This window comes from Streptomyces sp. HmicA12 (assembly GCF_000373565.1).
Lineage (GTDB): Bacteria > Actinomycetota > Actinomycetes > Streptomycetales > Streptomycetaceae > Streptomyces.
On sequence record NZ_KB891820.1, the window covers coordinates 376926 to 395274 of the forward strand.

The 18349-nt window shown below is 68.8% G+C and carries 15 protein-coding genes; 12 read left to right on the forward strand and 3 right to left on the reverse strand.

Going from position 1 to position 18349, the window contains the following annotated elements; all coding sequences use genetic code 11:
* Positions 1–34 precede the first annotated feature (34 nt).
* From uvrC to B072_RS49380, 12 genes are all read left to right on the forward strand, one after another.
* Positions 35–2101 (forward strand): excinuclease ABC subunit UvrC, encoded by a 2067-nt coding sequence (gene uvrC, locus B072_RS0128035; protein WP_026246378.1) that lies wholly within the window; start codon positions 35–37, stop codon positions 2099–2101.
* Complete coding sequence (gene rapZ / locus B072_RS0128040) at positions 2098–3108, forward strand: RNase adapter RapZ (RefSeq protein WP_078506607.1); 1011 nt, start codon at positions 2098–2100, stop codon at positions 3106–3108. The genes uvrC and rapZ overlap by 4 nt, the downstream gene beginning before the upstream one ends.
* Entirely contained in the window at positions 3105–4142 is a 1038-nt protein-coding gene (locus B072_RS0128045; RefSeq protein ID WP_026246379.1) for a gluconeogenesis factor YvcK family protein, read from the forward strand. The genes rapZ and B072_RS0128045 overlap by 4 nt, the downstream gene beginning before the upstream one ends.
* Entirely contained in the window at positions 4133–5146 is a 1014-nt protein-coding gene (whiA, locus tag B072_RS0128050) for a DNA-binding protein WhiA (RefSeq protein WP_018533281.1), read from the forward strand. Before B072_RS0128045 ends, whiA begins: the two co-directional genes overlap by 10 nt.
* A 183-nt stretch (positions 5147–5329) precedes the next feature.
* Complete coding sequence (locus tag B072_RS0128055; RefSeq protein WP_026246380.1) at positions 5330–8263, forward strand: M14 family metallopeptidase; 2934 nt, start codon at positions 5330–5332, stop codon at positions 8261–8263.
* Positions 8264–8464: 201 nt separating this feature from the next.
* Complete coding sequence (gap, locus tag B072_RS0128060) at positions 8465–9475, forward strand: type I glyceraldehyde-3-phosphate dehydrogenase (RefSeq protein WP_018533283.1); 1011 nt, start codon at positions 8465–8467, stop codon at positions 9473–9475.
* A gap of 142 nt (positions 9476–9617) precedes the next feature.
* Positions 9618–10829 (forward strand): phosphoglycerate kinase, encoded by a 1212-nt coding sequence (locus tag B072_RS0128065; protein WP_018533284.1) that lies wholly within the window; start codon positions 9618–9620, stop codon positions 10827–10829.
* A 5-nt stretch (positions 10830–10834) separates the two neighbouring features.
* Complete coding sequence (gene tpiA, locus B072_RS0128070; protein ID WP_018533285.1) at positions 10835–11611, forward strand: triose-phosphate isomerase; 777 nt, start codon at positions 10835–10837, stop codon at positions 11609–11611.
* 104 nt (positions 11612–11715) lie between these two features.
* The gene (gene secG / locus B072_RS0128075) at positions 11716–11946 is read left to right on the forward strand and encodes a preprotein translocase subunit SecG (protein ID WP_018533286.1); all 231 of its coding nucleotides are present in this window, start codon (positions 11716–11718) and stop codon (positions 11944–11946) included.
* A gap of 266 nt (positions 11947–12212) precedes the next feature.
* Positions 12213–12548 (forward strand): RNA polymerase-binding protein RbpA, encoded by a 336-nt coding sequence (locus tag B072_RS0128080; RefSeq protein ID WP_003976875.1) that lies wholly within the window; start codon positions 12213–12215, stop codon positions 12546–12548.
* 157 nt (positions 12549–12705) lie between these two features.
* Complete coding sequence (gene pgi / locus B072_RS0128085) at positions 12706–14361, forward strand: glucose-6-phosphate isomerase (protein ID WP_018533287.1); 1656 nt, start codon at positions 12706–12708, stop codon at positions 14359–14361.
* A 327-nt stretch (positions 14362–14688) separates the two neighbouring features.
* Entirely contained in the window at positions 14689–14910 is a 222-nt protein-coding gene (locus tag B072_RS49380; RefSeq protein WP_051127314.1) for a DUF2087 domain-containing protein, read from the forward strand.
* Between the two features lie 39 nt (positions 14911–14949).
* On the opposite strand, the gene pgl is transcribed toward B072_RS49380, so the two are convergent.
* From pgl to zwf, 3 genes are read right to left on the reverse strand one after another with little or no spacing between them, the layout of a single operon-like run.
* Positions 14950–15735 carry a 6-phosphogluconolactonase gene (gene pgl / locus B072_RS0128095; protein WP_026246381.1) on the reverse strand — a complete coding sequence of 262 codons (786 nt, stop codon included), beginning with the start codon at positions 15733–15735 and terminating at the stop codon, positions 14950–14952.
* Positions 15732–16820, reverse strand: a complete 1089-nt coding sequence (gene opcA / locus B072_RS0128100) for a glucose-6-phosphate dehydrogenase assembly protein OpcA (RefSeq protein WP_018533290.1) — start codon at positions 16818–16820, stop codon at positions 15732–15734. Before opcA ends, pgl begins: the two co-directional genes overlap by 4 nt.
* Positions 16817–18346, reverse strand: coding sequence for a glucose-6-phosphate dehydrogenase (gene zwf, locus B072_RS0128105; protein ID WP_026246382.1), 1530 nt, complete (start codon positions 18344–18346; stop codon positions 16817–16819). Before zwf ends, opcA begins: the two co-directional genes overlap by 4 nt.
* Between the last annotated feature and the right edge of the window lie 3 nt (positions 18347–18349).

The window sequence follows — 18349 nt, forward strand, 5'->3', positions numbered from 1 at the left end:
CGGACTGTCACACCCCGGAAGTAGGGTGTCTGACATGGCCGACCCCTCCAGCTACCGCCCCAAGCCGGGACAGATTCCCGACTCCCCAGGGGTGTACAGGTTCCGCGACGAGCACCGCCGGGTGATCTACGTCGGAAAGGCGAAGAGCCTGCGCCAGCGCCTGGCGAGCTACTTCCAGGACCTGGCGAACCTGCACCCGCGCACCCGCACGATGGTCACCACGGCCGCGTCCGTGGAATGGACGGTCGTGTCCACGGAGGTCGAGGCCCTGCAGCTGGAGTACTCCTGGATCAAGGAGTACGACCCCCGGTTCAACGTCAAGTACCGCGACGACAAGAGCTACCCGTACCTCGCGGTGACCATGAACGAGGACTTTCCGCGCGTCCAGGTGATGCGCGGTCAGAAGAAGAAGGGCGTGCGCTACTTCGGTCCCTACGGACACGCGTGGGCGATCCGCGACACCGTGGACCTTCTGCTGCGTGTCTTCCCGGTACGGACCTGCTCCAAGGGCGTGTTCAACAACGCGACCCGCACCGGCCGCCCCTGCCTCCTCGGCTACATCGGCAAGTGCTCGGCACCCTGCGTGGACCGTGTCACCCCGGAAGAGCACCGTGAACTGGCCGAGGAGTTCTGCGACTTCATGGCGGGGCGTACGGGCACGTACATCCGCCGCCTCGAGAAGGACATGCAGGTCGCGGCCGAGGACATGGAGTACGAGCGGGCGGCCCGCCTGCGCGACGACATCGAGGCCCTGAAGAAGGCGATGGAGAAGAGCGCGGTCGTCCTCGCGGACGCCACCGACGCCGACCTCATCGCCCTCGCGGAGGACGAGCTGGAAGCCGCGGTCCAGATCTTCCACGTCCGCGGCGGACGCGTGCGCGGCCAGCGCGGCTGGGTCACCGACAAGGTGGAGGCCGTCACCAGCGGCGACCTCGTCGAGCACGCGCTCCAGCAGCTCTACGGCGAGGAGAGCGGCGACGCCGTCCCCAAGGAGGTCCTCGTCCCGGCGCTGCCCGAGCCGTTGGAGCCGATCCAGGCCTGGCTGACCGAGCGCCGCGGTTCGAACGTCTCGTTGCGCATCCCGCAGCGCGGCGACAAGAAGGCGCTCATGGAGACGGTCCACAGGAACGCGCTGCAGGCGCTCGCCCTGCACAAGACGAAGCGCGCCTCCGACCTGACCACCCGCTCCCGCGCCCTGGAGGAGATCGCCGAGGCCCTCGACCTGGGCAGCGCACCCCTGCGCATCGAGTGCTACGACATCTCGCACCTCCAGGGCGACGACGTCGTGGCCTCCATGGTGGTCTTCGAGGACGGCCTCGCCCGCAAGAGCGAGTACCGCCGCTTCCAGATCAAGGGCTTCGAGGGCCAGGACGACGTCCGCTCCATGCACGAGGTGATCACGCGTCGCTTCAAGCGCTACCTGTCCGCACAGGAGAAGTCGGGAGACTGGACCGACGCCGAGCCGGACGAGGAGACCGAGCAGGAGTCCCGTCTCACGGAGGACGACGGCCGCCCGAAGAAGTTCGCCTACCCGCCCCAGCTCGTCGTGGTCGACGGCGGTCAGCCGCAGGTGGCGGCGGCCAAGCGCGCCCTGGACGAGCTCGGCATCGACGACATCGCGGTGTGCGGCCTCGCCAAGCGCCTCGAAGAGGTGTGGGTGCCGGACGAGGACGACCCGGTGGTGCTGCCGCGCACCAGCGAAGGGCTCTACCTTCTGCAGCGGGTCCGTGACGAGGCCCACCGCTTCGCGATCACCTACCAGCGCACCAAGCGGGCCAAGCGCTTCAAGGCGGGTCCGCTGGACGACGTACCGGGACTCGGTGACGCGCGCAAACAGGCACTCATCAAGCACTTTGGTTCGGTGAAGCGGCTACGGTCCGCCACAATCGACCAGATCTGTGAGATTCCCGGCATAGGCCGCAAGACCGCCGAGACGATCGTGGCGGCCTTCGCGCAGGCGGCACCGGTGGCGCCCGCGGTGAACACGGCCACCGGAGAGATCATGGAAGACGAAGAGAACACCACGGACCGCGCGGCGCACGTGCGGCCCCCCGAGGAGCCGGTCGGCGCCTCGGAAGAACGACGGGGGCAGGAGCCATGACCGAGCAGGACCACGAAAGCAGCGACCCCAGCGGTACGGCGCACAGCCCCGCACAACCGGAGCAGCTATCCGGGCAGCAACCGGAACATGGAGCATCAGTGAGTACCGGCACAGGCACCAGCATCGACGCGGGCGTCCCCGATTCGGCCATCCCCGAGCTGGTGATCATCTCCGGCATGTCGGGCGCCGGCCGCTCCACGGCGGCCAAGTGTCTGGAGGACCTCGGCTGGTTCGTCGTCGACAACCTGCCGCCCGCCCTCATCCCCACCATGGTGGAGCTGGGCGCCCGCTCGCAGGGCAATGTGGCCCGCATCGCGGTCGTCGTCGACGTCAGAGGCCGCCGTTTCTTCGACAACCTCCGGGAGTCCCTCGCGGACCTGGAGAGCAAGCACGTCACGCGCCGCATCGTCTTCCTGGAGTCCTCCGACGAGGCCCTGGTGCGCCGCTTCGAGTCGGTGCGCCGCCCGCACCCCCTGCAGGGCGACGGCCGCATCGTCGACGGCATCGCCGCCGAGCGCGAGCTGCTGCGCGAACTGCGTGGCGACGCCGACCTGGTCATCGACACCTCCAGCCTGAACGTCCACGAGCTGCGCGCCAAGATGGACGCCCAGTTCGCGGGCGAGGAGGAGCCCGAACTGCGGGCCACCGTCATGTCGTTCGGCTTCAAGTACGGCCTGCCCGTCGACGCCGACCTGGTCGTCGACATGCGCTTCCTGCCGAACCCGCACTGGGTGCCCGAGCTGCGCCCCTTCACCGGCCTGAACGAAGAGGTCTCGAACTACGTCTTCTCGCAGCCCAGCGCCAAGGAGTTCCTGGACCGCTACACCGAGCTGCTCCAGCTCATCGCGGCCGGTTACCGCCGTGAGGGCAAGCGCTACGTGACCATTGCCGTCGGCTGTACGGGCGGCAAGCACCGTTCCGTCGCCACCTCGGAGAAGCTGGCCGCCCGACTCGCCTCCCAGGGTGTGGAGACCGTCGTCGTCCACCGGGACATGGGCCGCGAATGACAGGACGTACGCTGCGGCTCACGAGCAGGATCCGCCGCAGAAGCTCACCGGCGAGGCCCGGCAGGGGCACCACACCCAAGGTCGTCGCCCTCGGCGGCGGAATGGGGCTGTCGGCGTCCCTGGCGGCGCTGCGCCGCATCACGGGCGACCTCACGGCCGTCGTCACGGTCGCCGACGACGGCGGCTCCAGCGGACGTCTCCGCGACGAGCTGGGCGTGCTGCCGCCCGGCGACCTGCGCAAGGCGCTCGCGGCCCTGTGCGGCGACGACGACTGGGGCCAGACCTGGGCCCGCGTCATCCAGCACCGCTTCCAGTCGCCGGGCGAGATGAACGGCCACGCGGTCGGCAATCTGCTGATCGTCGCCCTGTGGGAGCAGCTCGGCGACCACGTGCAGGCCCTGGACCTGGTCGGCAAGCTGCTCGGCGCGCACGGGCGCGTGCTGCCCATGTCCGCCGTGCCGCTGGAGTTGCAGGCCGAGGTCAGGGGCCATGATCCGGCGCGCCCGGACGACATCCGCACGGTCCGCGGGCAGGCCAACGTCGCCCTCACCCCGGGCGAGGTCCAGTCCGTGCACGTGGTGCCGCACGACCCGCCGGCCGTCCCGGAGGCGGTCGCCGCGGTGCTCGACGCGGACTGGGTGGTGCTCGGCCCGGGCTCCTGGTTCTCCTCCGTGATCCCGCACCTTCTGGTCCCCGAACTGCTCGACGCGCTCGTCGAGACGAAGGCCCGCAAGGTCCTCTCGCTCAACCTCGCTCCACAACCGGGAGAAACCGATGGCTTCTCCCCGCAGCGTCATTTGGAGGTTTTGGGACGACACGCCCCTAAACTCGCCCTGGACGTGGTGCTGGCCGACGAGGCCGCCGTGCCCGACCGCGAAGAACTCATCGACGCTGCCAAAGAGCGTTTCGGTGCTGCGGTCGAGCTGGCGCCGGTAGCCAGGCCCGACGGGACTCCGAGGCACGATCCGGAGCTGTTGGCCGCCGCGTACGACCGTATTTTTCGGATGCATGGAAGGATCGGCCCATGGCGATGACGGCAGCGGTGAAGGACGAAATCTCCCGGCTTCCCGTCACCCGGACTTGCTGCAGGAAGGCCGAGGTCTCGGCGATCCTGCGGTTTGCGGGCGGCCTTCACCTGGTGAGCGGCCGCATCGTGATCGAGGCGGAGCTGGACACCGCGATGGCCGCCCGGCGGCTCAAGCGGGACATTCTCGAGATCTTCGGGCACAGCTCGGAGCTGATCGTGATGGCGCCCGGCGGGCTGCGCCGCGGCTCGCGTTTCGTTGTACGTGTGGTCGCGGGTGGCGACCAGCTGGCGCGTCAGACGGGCCTCGTGGACGGCCGTGGCCGCCCGATTCGCGGCCTGCCCCCGCAGGTGGTCTCGGGGGCCACCTGCGACGCGGAGGCGGCCTGGCGGGGCGCTTTCCTGGCGCACGGCTCGCTCACCGAGCCGGGGCGTTCGAGCTCCCTCGAGGTGACCTGCCCGGGCCCGGAGGCCGCGCTCGCCCTGGTCGGCGCCGCCCGTCGCCTGTCGATCGCCGCGAAGGCCCGTGAGGTGCGCGGTGTGGACCGGGTGGTCGTGCGCGACGGCGACGCGATCGGCGCCCTGCTCACCCGTATGGGCGCCCACGAGTCGGTGCTGGCCTGGGAGGAGCGGCGGATGCGCCGCGAGGTCCGCGCCACCGCGAACCGCCTCGCCAACTTCGACGACGCGAACCTGCGCCGCTCGGCCCGCGCGGCCGTCGCCGCGGGTGCCCGGGTGCAGCGCGCCCTGGAGATCCTCGCCGACGAGGTGCCGGAGCACCTCGCCGCCGCGGGCCGACTGCGCATGGAGCACAAGCAGGCCTCTCTGGAGGAGCTGGGCGCGCTGGCCGACCCGCCGCTGACCAAGGACGCCGTAGCGGGCCGTATCCGCCGCCTGCTCGCCATGGCGGACAAGCGGGCCCAGGACCTCGGCATCCCGGGCACGGAGTCGAACCTCTCGGAAGAGCTCGCGGAGGAGCTGACCGAGGAGATGGCGGACAACATGGTGGGCTGAGCCCGTCCCTGAGTCGACAAGCCGGTGGTGGCGCCCATTCGAGGGCGCCACCACCGGCTTTTTGTCATACCTGGCGGGTACTTGACGCCCCCTTGACTTGACCATGAACTGTCATGAGTCTGGCGCCTGTTCGCTTCTGCGGCATCACGCCACAACCGCGACAGACAACTGCAAGGGGGGCTCATGAGACGAAGAGCGAGATCGGTCCTCGCTGTCGGAGCACTGGTCCTGGGTCTGGGAGGCGCGGTACTCGCGCCCGCCGCCCAGGCGGACAGCGACAGCGCCACCAGCAGAAGTTCAGCGAACGAAGACCCGGGCGCGGACGCCGTCAAGGTGTTCCGCGCCGACGTCTCGAAGGAGCAGTTGCCCCTGCTCCTCCAGGCGGGCCAGGACAGCCACGAGCTGGGCGAGCAGGTGCCCGAGAAGGGCACGGCGAAGGTCGAGGTGTACCTCACCGACCGCCAGGCCGCACAGCTGCGCAAGGAGGGCGTGAAGCTCACCGAGCACCGGCTGACGGCCACGGCGCGGGCCCGGGTGGAGGCCGCGGGCGACGGCGTCTTCCGCCCGTACAGCGGCCGGGGAAACCTCCAGGAGGAGGTGCTCCGCACCGCCCAGGAGAACCCGGACCTCACCAAGGTCGTCTCCATAGGCAAGACGATCCAGGGGCAGGACATCCTCGCGCTCAAGCTCAGCAAGGGCGCCAAGAAGGCCAAGGACGGCGCGAAGCCGTCGGTCCTCTACATGTCCAACCAGCACGCGCGCGAGTGGATCACCCCGGAGATGACGCGCCGCCTGATGCACTACTACGTGGACAACTACGCCAAGAACGCGCGCATCAAGAAGATCGTCGACTCGACGGAGCTGTGGTTCGTCCTGTCCGCCAACCCCGACGGCTACGACTGGACCTTCAAGTCGGCGAGCAACCGCCAGTGGCGCAAGAACATGCGCGACGTGAACGGCGACGGCGAGTACACCACCGGTGACGGCGTCGACCTCAACCGCAACTTCGCCTACAAGTGGGGCTACGACGACGAGGGTTCGTCCCCCGACCCGGCCGGCCAGACCTACCGGGGCGCGGGTCCGAACTCCGAACCGGAGACCAAGGCGCTCGACGCCTTCGAGAAGCGCGTCGGCTTCGAGTACGGCATCAACTACCACTCCGCGGCCGAACTGCTCCTCTACGGTGTGGGCTGGCAGGTCGCCACCCCGACGCCGGACGACGTTCTCTACAAGGCGCTCGCCGGCACGCCGGACAACTCGGCGATCCCCGGCTACCACCCACAGGTCTCCTCGGAGCTCTACACGACCAACGGCGAGGCCGACGGGCACGCCGCCAACGTCAACGGCATGGGGATGTTCACCCCCGAGATGAGCGAGTGCCAGACCGTCTCGGCGAGCGACCCGGACGACGCGTGGGAGCCGTCGGACTGCGCCTCGGTCTTCACGTTCCCGGACGACGAGAAACTCATCCAGGACGAGTTCGAGAAGAACGTCCCCTTCGCGCTGTCCGTCGCCGAGACGGCCTCCCACCCTGACCAGCCGTCCTCCTCGGTCGGCCTGGACGCCCCCGACTTCACCCCGGCGAAGTTCACCACCTCGTACGCGCGGGGAGGCGACCAGGAAGTCTCCGTGGTCGCCCGGAAGTCCGTACGCGACAAGGAGCTGAACTACCGGATCAATGGCGGTCGCCCGCACGACGAGAAATTGCGCGCATGGAAGGGCGGCGAGACCTACGGAGGGGAGGACAACCTCTACTTCGACGCCTATAGGGCGAAGGTCGAGGACGCCGATGTCGGCGACAAGGTAGAGGTGTGGTTCACCGGACGTACGAAATCCGGAAAGCGGACCGCCGGTGAACACTTCACGTACACCGTCGCCGAGCGGCCTAAGGGTGACACTCTCGTCGTCGCGGAAAACGACGCCTCTGGTCGGCAAACAGCCGCCTACGTAGACGCGCTCAGGGCCGACGGCCGCCGGGCAGCCGTCTGGAACGTCGCCGAGCAGGGCGCCCCCGACCCGCTCGGCGTCCTGGGCCACTTCGAGGCGGTCGTCCACTACACGGGCGCCGACCGGCCGGGCCTCGCCACCCAGCTCGCTCTGCGCGACTACCTGAACGAGGGCGGCAAGCTCGTCGAGGCGGGCGAGAAGGCGGGCGGCTCCGTCGACATCGGCGGCACCACGACGAACGACTTCAGCCAGTACTACCTGGGCGCTTACTCCCGTACGGCCGCCCCCGTGGCGACCCGGTTCGACGGCTCGGGCGCCCTCGACGGCATCGCGGCGACTCTGGGCGATGCCCCGGGCAACCCGCTGAACGGCGCGGGCCTGTACGAGGCCACGTCCGCCACGCTGCCGCGGTTCACGAGCGCGGGGGCGGGCCAGTACGAAGGCGCGGGGATGGCCGCCGCCGTCCACACGGACGACGCGTACAAACGCCTGACCCGCACCGTCGACCTCACCGCCGTCAGCGCCGCCGACCAGCCGTCCCTGCGCATGCAGCTCCTGTGGGACACCGAGCAGGGCTACGACCACGTACTGCTCGAGGCGCACACGGTCGGCGCGGAGGACTGGACGACCCTGCCGGACAAGGACGGCCTGACCTCTACCGAAGTGCCCACCGAGTGCGAGGCCGGCTTCTTCATCGCGGACCACCCGGCGCTCACGCGCTACCTGACGCCCGACGGCGCCGCCTGCACGGCGTCCGGCACCTCCGGGACCTGGAACAGCCTCACCGGCTCCTCGGACGACTGGAAGACGGTCACGTACGACCTGAGCGCCTACGCGGGCCACTCCGTCGAGGTCTCGCTCGCCTACGTCACCGACCCCGGCAGCGGAGGCGAGGGCGTGCGCGCGGACAACGCCTCCGTCGTCATCGGGGGACAGGCCACGGCGACCGAGGGCTTCGAGACGTCCCTGGGCGTCTGGCAGGTCCCGGGACCGCCCGCGGGCAGCCCGCCGGCCGTGAAGGACTGGGCGCGCGCCCAGGACCTGTTCACGACCTACGGGGCGATCAGCACCCCCGACACCGTTCTCCTCGGATTCGGGCTGGAACACGTCACCACGGCCGCTGATCGAAATGCGCTCATCAGAAAGGCCCTGCGCTCAATTAGCGACTGATCGACCGCTGATCGGCATGGAAATACCGGCGAAATATGCGGCGGCCCGTACGTTACTGGCGAGTACGGGCCGCTGTGCCCCACATAGAGCCGCTCGATGTCACCCAAAGCCCTTATGGGAGGTAGGGTCGAAGGCGGTCGGGGACATCCCAAATACATCTCGCCGGCGTCGAAACCGGCGTACCAACGAGGAGATCGGTTCGTGACGATCCGCGTAGGCATCAACGGCTTTGGCCGCATCGGTCGTAACTACTTCCGCGCGCTGCTGGAGCAGGGTGCGGACATCGAGATCGTGGCTGTCAACGACCTGGGTGACACCGCGACCACTGCGCACCTCCTGAAGTACGACACCATCCTGGGCCGCCTCAAGGCCGAGGTGTCGCACACCGAGGACACCATCACCGTCGACGGCCACACCATCAAGGTGCTGTCCGAGCGCAACCCCGCCGACATCCCGTGGGGTCAGCTGGGTGTCGACATCGTCATCGAGTCGACCGGCATCTTCACCAAGAAGGCCGACGCCGAGAAGCACATCGCCGGTGGCGCGAAGAAGGTCCTCATCTCGGCTCCGGCCAAGGACGAGGACATCACCATCGTGATGGGCGTCAACCAGGACAAGTACGACGCGGCCAACCACCACGTCATCTCCAACGCGTCCTGCACCACCAACTGTGTGGCGCCGATGGCCAAGGTTCTGGACGAGAACTTCGGCATCGTCAAGGGCTTGATGACGACGGTCCACGCGTACACCAACGACCAGCGCATCCTGGACTTCCCGCACTCGGACCTGCGCCGCGCCCGCGCCGCCGCCGAGAACATCATCCCGACCACCACCGGTGCCGCCAAGGCCACCGCCCTGGTGCTCCCGCAGCTGAAGGGCAAGCTGGACGGCATCGCCATGCGCGTCCCGGTTCCCACCGGCTCGGCCACCGACCTGGTCGTGGAGCTGCAGCGCGAGGTCACCAAGGACGAGGTCAACGCCGCGTTCAAGAAGGCCGCCGACGACGGCGACCTCAAGGGCATCCTGTTCTACACCGAGGACCCGATCGTGTCCTCGGACATCGTCAGCGACCCGGCTTCCTGCACCTTCGACTCCTCCCTGACGATGGTCCAGGAGGGCAAGACGGTGAAGATCCTCGGCTGGTACGACAACGAGTGGGGCTACTCCAACCGCCTCGTCGACCTCACGGTCTTCGTCGGCGGTCAGCTCTGAACCTCTAAGGTTCCAGAGCAGCAAGGCACTCAGATGTGAGCGAAGGGTCCGGACCCGCGCGACGCCGCGCGACAGTCCGGACCCTTCGCACGTCAGCCTCCCAAGCCTCCCGGCTTCGTACGTCCTCTCAAGGAGCCCACTCATGAAGACCATTGAGGAACTTCTCGCCGAAGGGGTCGACGGCAAGCGGGTGTTCGTCCGCGCCGACCTCAACGTGCCGCTGGCCGACGGCCTGATCACCGACGACGGCCGCATCCGCGCCGTCCTGCCGACCGTCAAGGCCCTGGCCGACGCGGGCGCCAAGGTGATCGTCGCCTCCCACCTTGGCCGGCCCAAGAGCGCGTCGGACCTGCAGTTCTCGCTGCTGCCCGCGGCCGAGCGCCTGGCCGAACTCCTCGGCAACCCGGTCGCGTTCGCCCAGGACACGGTCGGCCCCGCCGCGCACGACGCCGTCAACGGCCTCGAGCCGGGCCAGGTCGCCGTCGTCGAGAACCTGCGCTTCAACGCGGCCGAGACGAGCAAGGACGACACCGAGCGCGGCGAGTTCGCCGACCAGCTCGCGGCCCTCGCCGACGTCTACGTGGGCGACGGCTTCGGCGCGGTGCACCGTAAGCACGCTTCCGTGTACGACCTGCCGAAGAAGCTCCCGCACTACGCCGGCTTCCTCATCGCCACCGAGGTCGGCGTCCTGAAGAAGCTCACCGACGAGGTCAAGCGCCCCTACGTGGTCGCGCTCGGCGGCGCCAAGGTCTCCGACAAGCTGGCCGTCATCGACCAGCTGCTCGGCAAGGCCGACCGTCTGCTCATCGGCGGCGGCATGGCGTACACGTTCCTCAAGGCCAAGGGCTACGAGGTCGGCATCTCGCTCCTCCAGGAGGACCAGATCCCGACCGTCACCGAGTACATGGCGCGCGCCGAGAAGAACGGCGTGGAGATCGTGCTGCCGGTCGACGTCCTGGTCTCGACGGAGTTCCCCGACCTCAAGGGCAAGACCCCGGCCAACCCCAGCACCGTCGCCGCGGACGCCATCCCGGCCGACCAGGAGGGCCTGGACATCGGTCCGGAGACCCGCAAGCTGTACGCCTCGAAGCTCGCCGACGCGCAGACCGTCTTCTGGAACGGCCCGATGGGCGTCTTCGAGCACCCCGACTACGCCGAGGGCACCAAGGCGGTCGCCCAGGCCCTCATCGACTCCCCGGGCTTCACCGTGGTGGGCGGCGGCGACTCCGCCGCGGCCGTCCGTACCCTGGGCTTCGACGAGAAGGCATTCGGCCACATCTCGACCGGCGGCGGCGCCTCCCTCGAGTACCTCGAGGGCAAGACGCTGCCCGGTCTCGCCGCACTGGAGGACTGACCTTAATGAGCACCCGCACGCCGATCATGGCGGGCAACTGGAAGATGAACCTCAACCACCTCGAGGCCATCGCCCACGTCCAGAAGCTCGCCTTCGCCCTCGCGGACAAGGACTACGAGGCCGTCGAGGTCGCCGTCCTGCCCCCGTTCACCGACCTGCGCTCCGTGCAGACCCTGGTCGACGGCGACAAGCTCAAGATCAAGTACGGCGCCCAGGACCTCTCGGCGCAGGACTCCGGTGCCTACACCGGCGAGATCTCGGGCTCGATGCTCGCCAAGCTCAAGTGCACGTACGTCGCGATCGGTCACTCCGAGCGCCGGCAGTACCACAACGAGACCGACGAGATCGTCAACGCCAAGGTGAAGGCCGCCTACAAGCACGGCCTCACGCCGATCCTGTGCGTCGGTGAGGAGCTGGACGTCCGCGAGGCGGGCAACCACGTCTCCCACACGCTCAGCCAGGTCGAGGGCGGCCTCAAGGACCTTCCTGCCGAGCAGGCCGAGACCGTCGTCGTCGCCTACGAGCCCGTGTGGGCCATCGGCACCGGCAAGGTGTGCGGCGCCGACGACGCGCAGGAGGTCTGCAAGGCGATCCGCGGCAAGCTCGCCGAGCTGTACTCGCAGGACGTCGCCGACAAGATCCGCATCCAGTACGGCGGCTCGGTCAAGTCCGGCAACGTCAAGGAGATCATGGGCCAGGCCGATATCGACGGCGCCCTGATCGGTGGCGCCTCGCTGGACGCCGACGAGTTCGTCAAGATCGTCCGCTTCGGCGAGCAGTGAGTATGCGCTAGCGGCGATACGTCGTACCCTGTCGGGGGCTGAGTGGAGTACTGCTCGGCCCCCGTCGTCCAAATAAGTCCGAGGAAGTTGGTCCAGCCGTGGTTATGGGGTTCTCGATCGCCCTGATCGTCTTCAGCCTGCTGCTGATGCTCCTGGTGCTCATGCACAAGGGAAAGGGCGGCGGCCTCTCCGACATGTTCGGTGGCGGCATGCAGTCCTCCGTCGGCGGCTCCTCGGTCGCCGAGCGGAACCTGGACCGGATCACGATCGTGATCGGTCTTCTGTGGTTCGCGTGCATCGTGGTGCTCGGCATTCTCATGAAGATCAACAACTGACCTTCGGGCGCCGAGTCTTCGGTTCGACTCGACACGTTTCGGCAGTCTCGACTCGTTACAACTGCACATAGGTCACGTATTTTCACGTAAGGCCCCATGTAAGGTACGCGCTCAACTGCGCGGCCTATCATGGGGCTTGCGTCTAGGGGGAGGGGATGTAACTCCAATCACTGGACGCGCGTTGGGCCTTACGTAGACTGAGGCGCTCCGCGGCGAAGCGAGACGCCGACACGCTTCGCGGCACCATTACGCAGGGAGTTACGACCGTGGCAAGTGGCAACGCGATCCGAGGAAGTCGGGTCGGGGCGGGGCCGATGGGCGAGGCCGAGCGTGGCGAGTCCGCGCCGCGCCTGCGCATCTCCTTCTGGTGCTCGAACGGGCACGAGACGCAGCCGAGCTTCGCCTCCGACGCGCAGGTGCCGGAGACCTGGGACTGTCCGCGCTGCGGATTTCCGGCCGGACAGGACCGGGACAATCCGCCGGACCCGCCGCGCACCGAGCCGTACAAGACGCACCTCGCGTACGTACGGGAACGGCGCAGCGACGCGGACGGCGAGGCCATCCTCGCCGAGGCGCTCGCGAAACTGCGGGGCGAGATCTGACATACCGGCCGGGCCGGGCACCAGGGACGGTGCCCGGCCCGTTCGCGTGCGCGGGATTCGCTGCGCCGAAAGGCCCGATTCACCCTGATCAATTAGGTTGGGTCGCAGTAGTGGGGCATGGCCCGTACGCGCGTACGAAAGAAGGCTGAAGGTCGAGATGAACGCGTCCGACAAGCAGGCAGCACTGAACCAGACGCCCGAGTGGCAGGCGCTCGTCAAGCACAGGGAACAGCTGGGCGACGTGCAACTCCGCGAACTGTTCGCGGCTGATCCCGCGCGCGGCTCCGGCTATGTGCTCCAGGTCGGCGATCTGCATGTCGACTACTCCAAGCACCTGGTCACGGACGAGACGCTGCGACTGCTGCGCGAGCTGGCCGCCGCGACCGATGTCTTCGGCCTCCGGGACGCCATGTTCCGCGGTGACAAGATCAATACGACCGAGGACCGGGCCGTCCTGCACACGGCGCTGCGCGCTCCGCGCGATTCCGTCGTGGAGGTCGACGGCGAGAACGTCGTACCTGATGTGCACGCCGTGCTCGACAAGATGGGCGCGTTCGCGGACAGGGTGCGCGGCGGCGAGTGGGTCGGCCACACCGGAAAGCGCATCAAGAACGTCGTCAACATCGGTATCGGCGGCTCCGACCTCGGGCCCGCCATGGCGTACGAAGTGCTGCGTTCCTTCACCGACCGCGACCTCACCGTCCGCTTCGTGTCGAACGTCGACGGGGCCGATCTCCACGAAGCCGTACGGGACTTGGACCCGGCCGAGACGCTGTTCATCATCGCCTCGAAGACCTTCACCACCATCGAGACGATCACCAACGCGACGTCCGCCCGCAATTGGCTGCTCACGGAGCTGAAAGCCGGTCAGGAAGCGGTCGCAAAGCACTTCGTGGCGCTGTCGACCAACGCCGAGAAGGTCTCCGACTTCGGCATCGACACCGCCAACATGTTCGAGTTCTGGGACTGGGTCGGCGGACGTTATTCGTATGACTCCGCGATCGGGCTCTCCCTGATGATCGCCATCGGACCTGACGCGTTCCGCGAGATGCTCGACGGGTTCCACCTCGTCGACGAGCACTTCCGCACCGCGCCCGCCGAGTCCAACGTGCCGCTGCTGATGGGCCTGTTGGGCGTCTGGTACGGCAACTTCCATGACGCCCAGTCGCACGCCGTGCTGCCGTACAGCCACTACCTGTCGAAGTTCACCGCCTACTTGCAGCAGCTCGACATGGAGTCCAACGGCAAGTACGTGCAGCGCAACGGCGAGGAGGTGGGGTGGCAGACCGGGCCCGTGGTGTGGGGCACGCCGGGCACCAACGGTCAGCACGCCTACTACCAACTCATCCACCAGGGAACGAAGCTGATCCCCGCCGACTTCATCGGCTTCGCCGAGCCGGTCGCGGATCTGCTGCCGGGACTGGTCGCGCAGCACGACCTGCTGATGGCCAACTTCTTCGCGCAGACGCAGGCGCTGGCCTTCGGCAAGACCCCGGACGAGGTGCGTGCCGAAGGGGTGCCCGAGGAGCTCGTGCCGCACAAGACGTTCAAGGGCAACCACCCGACCACGACACTCCTCTCGAAGGAGCTCACCCCGTCCGTGCTCGGCCAACTCGTCGCGCTCTACGAGCACAAGGTGTTCGTGCAGGGCGCCGTCTGGAACATCGACTCCTTCGACCAGTGGGGCGTCGAGCTCGGCAAGGTGCTCGCGAAGCGCGTCGAGCCGGCGCTGACCGAGGGTGCCGACGTGCCGGGGCTCGACGAGTCGACCACCGCGCTCGTGGCCAAGTACCGGGAACTGCGCGGGCGTTAATCACGTGCGTGGGGGCCTTCCGCGGGTGAGACTGCCGTTCCGTCCGTCACCCGCCGGGAGGCCCCTGTGGACCAGCTCATGTCGGCGCTCGCCGACCCCGAACGACTGAGGCTGTACGCGCGCGTCGTCCTCGACGACCTGCCGCCGCGCGAGGCCGACTCGCCGGTCGCCCGCAAGCATCTGGGCAAGCTGATCGCCGCGGGGCTCGTCCGGCGGGGCGAGGACGGGTCGCTGAGCGCCGGGACCGAGGTCTTCCGACGGGCCAGGACTCCCGAGCCAGCCACGGCGGTTCCGCGCCACCTCACCGGGTTCTTCGCCCGCGGCCGGCTGACGACGATCCCGGTGCGCCCGGCCGTGCGGCACGAACTCCTCGTCCATCTCACGGACACGCTCTTCGACGCCGACCGCACCTACAGCGAGCGCGAGGTCAACGAGGCGCTGCGCACCGTCCACGACGACACGGCCGCGCTGCGCCGCTCCTGCGTCAGCGAGGGCGTTCTCGTACGGGAGCGCGACGGGTCCGACTACCGGCTGCCGCAGCACGCGTAGGGCCCCGCACCACGAGAGGTGCGGGGCCCTGACGGTGATTCAGGAAACGGCCGGCGGATACAGCTCGGGCGGCAGCTGCGACGCCGCGGCCGCGTCGAGCAGCCACAGGGTGCGCGAGCGGCCGTACGCGCCCGCGGCCGGGGCCTGGACCTCGCCCGCGCCCGACAGGGCGATCGCGGCCGCCTTGGCCTTGTCCTCGCCCGCCGCGAGGAGCCATACCTCGCGCGCGGCCCGGATCGCCGAAAGCGTGAGCGAGACACGGACGGGCGGGGGCTTGGGGGCGCCGTGTACGCCGACGACCGTGCGCTCCGTCTCCCGCACCGCCGGGAGCTCGGGGAAGAGCGAGGCGACGTGGGTGTCCGGACCGACGCCGAGCATCAGGACGTCGAAGGTCGGCACGTCCCCGTGGTCCTCGGGGCCGGCCGCCGCGGCGAGTTCGGCCGCGTACGCCTCTGCGGCCGCGTCCGCGTCGTTGCCGTACGGCCCGTCCGACGCGGGCATGGCGTGCACGCGCGCGGGGTCGAGCGGAACGGCGTCGAGCAGCGCCTCCTTGGCCTGCGTGTAGTTGCGCTCCGGGTCACCTTCCGGCAGGAACCGCTCGTCGCCCCACCACAGGTCGAGGCGGCCCCAGTCGATCGCGTCCCGCGCGGGGGACGAACTCAGCGCGGCCAGCAGGCCGTTGCCGTTGCGGCCGCCCGTCAGGACGACGGAGGCGGAGCCGCGGGCGGCCTGGGCGTCGACGATCTTGGTGATCAGCCGGGCCGCGGCCGCCTGCGCCATCAGCTCCTTGTCGCGATGGACGACCAGTTGGGGTGCTGCACTCACTTAGTTGCTGCTTTCTTGGCCGGAGCCTTCTTGGCAGGGGCCTTTTTCGCGGTTGTCTTCTTGGCGGCCGTCTTCTTGGCAGCCGTCTTGGCGGGTGCGGCCTGCGCGGCGGGGGCCTTTTCCGGGGCGGGCTCCGCGGGCACCGTCCGCTGCTCGGCCGGTTCACCGAGCCGGTCCACGCCGAACCGCAGGGCGGCCGCATACGTGTCGTCCGGGTCCAGGCGCCGCAGTTCCTCGGCGATCAGCTCGGACGTCTCGCGGCGCTTGAGCGCCACCGCGCGGTCCGGCTGCCCCTGGATGGACAAGGTGGCCAGCGTGCCGTCGGCCCGGTCGAGGACGATCGGGCCCTGCGTGGAATCGAGCCGTACGCCGGTCAGGCCCGGGCCCGCCGACAGGGTCCGCTTCACCGGCACGTCCAGCCGGTCCGCGAGCCACATGGCGAGCAGCTCACAGCTCGGGTTGAACTCCTCGCCCTCGACCTCGACCGACGTGACGTCGGTCGTGACCTGGTCCAGGGCCGCCGCGAGCATGGAGCGCCACGGCGTGATCCGGGTCCAGGACAGGTCGGTGTCGCCGGGGGAGTAGGACGCCGCGCGGGCCTCCAGCTCGTGGACCGGCTGTTCGGCCGCGTACGTGTCCGTGACGCGCCGCCGGGCCAGAGAGCCCAGCGGGTCGTTCGCGGGGTCGAGAGGCGCGTCCACGGGCCACCAGACGACCGTCGGGGCGTCCGGCAGGAGCAGCGGGAGGACGACCGACTGGGCGTGGTTCACGACCTCGCCGTACAGCCGGAGCATGACCGTCTCGCCGGTGCCCGCCTCCGCGCCGACCCGCACCTCGGCGTCGAGCCGCGACTTGGTGCGGTCGCGCGGGGAGCGGGAGACGCGCTTGATGACGACCAGGGTGCGCGAAGGGTGCTCGCGCGACGCGTCGTTGGCCGCTCTCAGGGAGTCGTAGGCGTTCTCCTCGTCGGTGACGATGACGAGGGTGAGCACCATGCCGACGGCAGGGGTGCCGATGGCCCGACGCCCCTGCACGAGCGCCTTGTTGATCTTGCTGGAGGTGGTGTCCGTAAGGTCGATCTTCATGGGCGCCGCCAGCTCCGTCCGTCTCGTGCGAGCATTTCGTCCGCCTCGGCGGGCCCCCACGTGCCGGACGGGTACTGCGCGGGCTTTCCGTGCGTGTCCCAGTAGTTCTCGATCGGGTCGAGAATGTTCCAGGACAGCTCGACCTCCTCCGTGCGCGGGAAGAGGTTGGAGTCGCCCAACAGCACGTCCAGGATGAGTCGTTCGTACGCCTCCGGGCTCGACTCGGTGAACGACTCGCCATAGGCGAAGTCCATCGAGACGTCCCGGATCTCCATCGACGTGCCCGGCACCTTGGAGCCGAAGCGAACGGTGATGCCCTCGTCCGGCTGGACGCGGATCACGATCGCGTTCTGGCCCAGCTCCTCCGTCGCCGTGTGGTCGAAGGGGGAGTGGGGCGCACGCTGGAAGACGACGGCGATCTCGGTGACGCGGCGCCCGAGTCGCTTACCCGTACGCAGGTAGAAGGGCACCCCCGCCCAACGGCGGTTGTCCACCTCCAACTTGATGGCCGCATACGTGTCGGTCTTCGACTTCGGGTCGATGCCGTCTTCCTGGAGGTAGCCGACGGCCTTCTCGCCGCCCTGCCACCCGGCCGCGTACTGGCCGCGCACCGTGTCCTTGCCCAGGTCCTTCGGCAGCCGGATCGCGCCGAGCACCTTGGCCTTCTCGGCGACGAGCGCGTCCGCGTCGAAGGAAGCGGGCTCCTCCATGGCGGTCAGCGCCATCAGTTGGAGGAGGTGGTTCTGGATGACGTCGCGGGCGGCGCCGATGCCGTCGTAGTAGCCGGCGCGGCCGCCGATGCCGATGTCCTCGGCCATCGTGATCTGCACGTGGTCCACGTACGACCGGTTCCAGATCGGCTCGAACATCTGGTTCGCGAAGCGGAGCGCCAGGATGTTCTGGACGGTCTCCTTGCCGAGGTAGTGGTCGATACGGAACACCTGGTCCGGGTCGAACACCTCGTGCACGATCGCGTTCAGCTCCTTGGCCGACGCGAGGTCGTGACCGAACGGCTTCTCGATGACGGCCCGCCGCCAGGAGCCGTTCGGCGCGTCCGCGAGCCCGTGCTTCTTCAGCTGCTGCACGACCTGCGGGAAGAACTTGGGAGGTACGGAGAGGTAGAACGCGAAGTTCCCGCCCGTGCCCTGAGACTTGTCGAGATCCTGGATCGTGTGCTTCAGGGTCTCGAAGGCGTCGTCGTCGTCGAAGTTGCCCTGGACGAAGCGCATCCCCTGGATGAGCTGCTGCCAGACCTCCTCGCGGAACGGCGTCCGGGAGTGCTGCTTGACCGCGTCGTGCACCTCCTGCGCGAAGTCCTCGTCCTGCCACTCGCGGCGGGCGAACCCGATCAACGAGAAGCCGGGCGGGAGAAGACCCCGGTTGGCGAGGTCATAAACAGCAGGCATCAGCTTTTTACGTGACAAATCGCCCGTAACGCCGAAGATCACCAGGCCCGACGGCCCCGCGATGCGCGGGAGCCGTCGGTCGGCGGCGTCACGGAGCGGGTTGGCTCCGTGTGCGGTCAAGGT

Bases quoted from the DNA above. Each gene is read 5' to 3' on its own strand.
- uvrC (WP_026246378.1), top strand. From the start codon at position 35: ATGGCCGACCCCTCCAGCTACCGCCCCAAGCCGGGACAGATTCCCGAC.
- rapZ (WP_078506607.1), top strand. From the start codon at position 2,098: ATGACCGAGCAGGACCACGAAAGCAGCGACCCCAGCGGTACGGCGCAC.
- B072_RS0128045 (WP_026246379.1), top strand. From the start codon at position 3,105: ATGACAGGACGTACGCTGCGGCTCACGAGCAGGATCCGCCGCAGAAGC.
- whiA (WP_018533281.1), top strand. From the start codon at position 4,133: ATGGCGATGACGGCAGCGGTGAAGGACGAAATCTCCCGGCTTCCCGTC.
- B072_RS0128055 (WP_026246380.1), top strand. From the start codon at position 5,330: ATGAGACGAAGAGCGAGATCGGTCCTCGCTGTCGGAGCACTGGTCCTG.
- B072_RS0128065 (WP_018533284.1), top strand. From the start codon at position 9,618: ATGAAGACCATTGAGGAACTTCTCGCCGAAGGGGTCGACGGCAAGCGG.
- tpiA (WP_018533285.1), top strand. From the start codon at position 10,835: ATGAGCACCCGCACGCCGATCATGGCGGGCAACTGGAAGATGAACCTC.
- secG (WP_018533286.1), top strand. From the start codon at position 11,716: ATGGGGTTCTCGATCGCCCTGATCGTCTTCAGCCTGCTGCTGATGCTC.
- pgi (WP_018533287.1), top strand. From the start codon at position 12,706: ATGAACGCGTCCGACAAGCAGGCAGCACTGAACCAGACGCCCGAGTGG.
- opcA (WP_018533290.1), bottom strand. From the start codon at position 16,820: ATGAAGATCGACCTTACGGACACCACCTCCAGCAAGATCAACAAGGCG.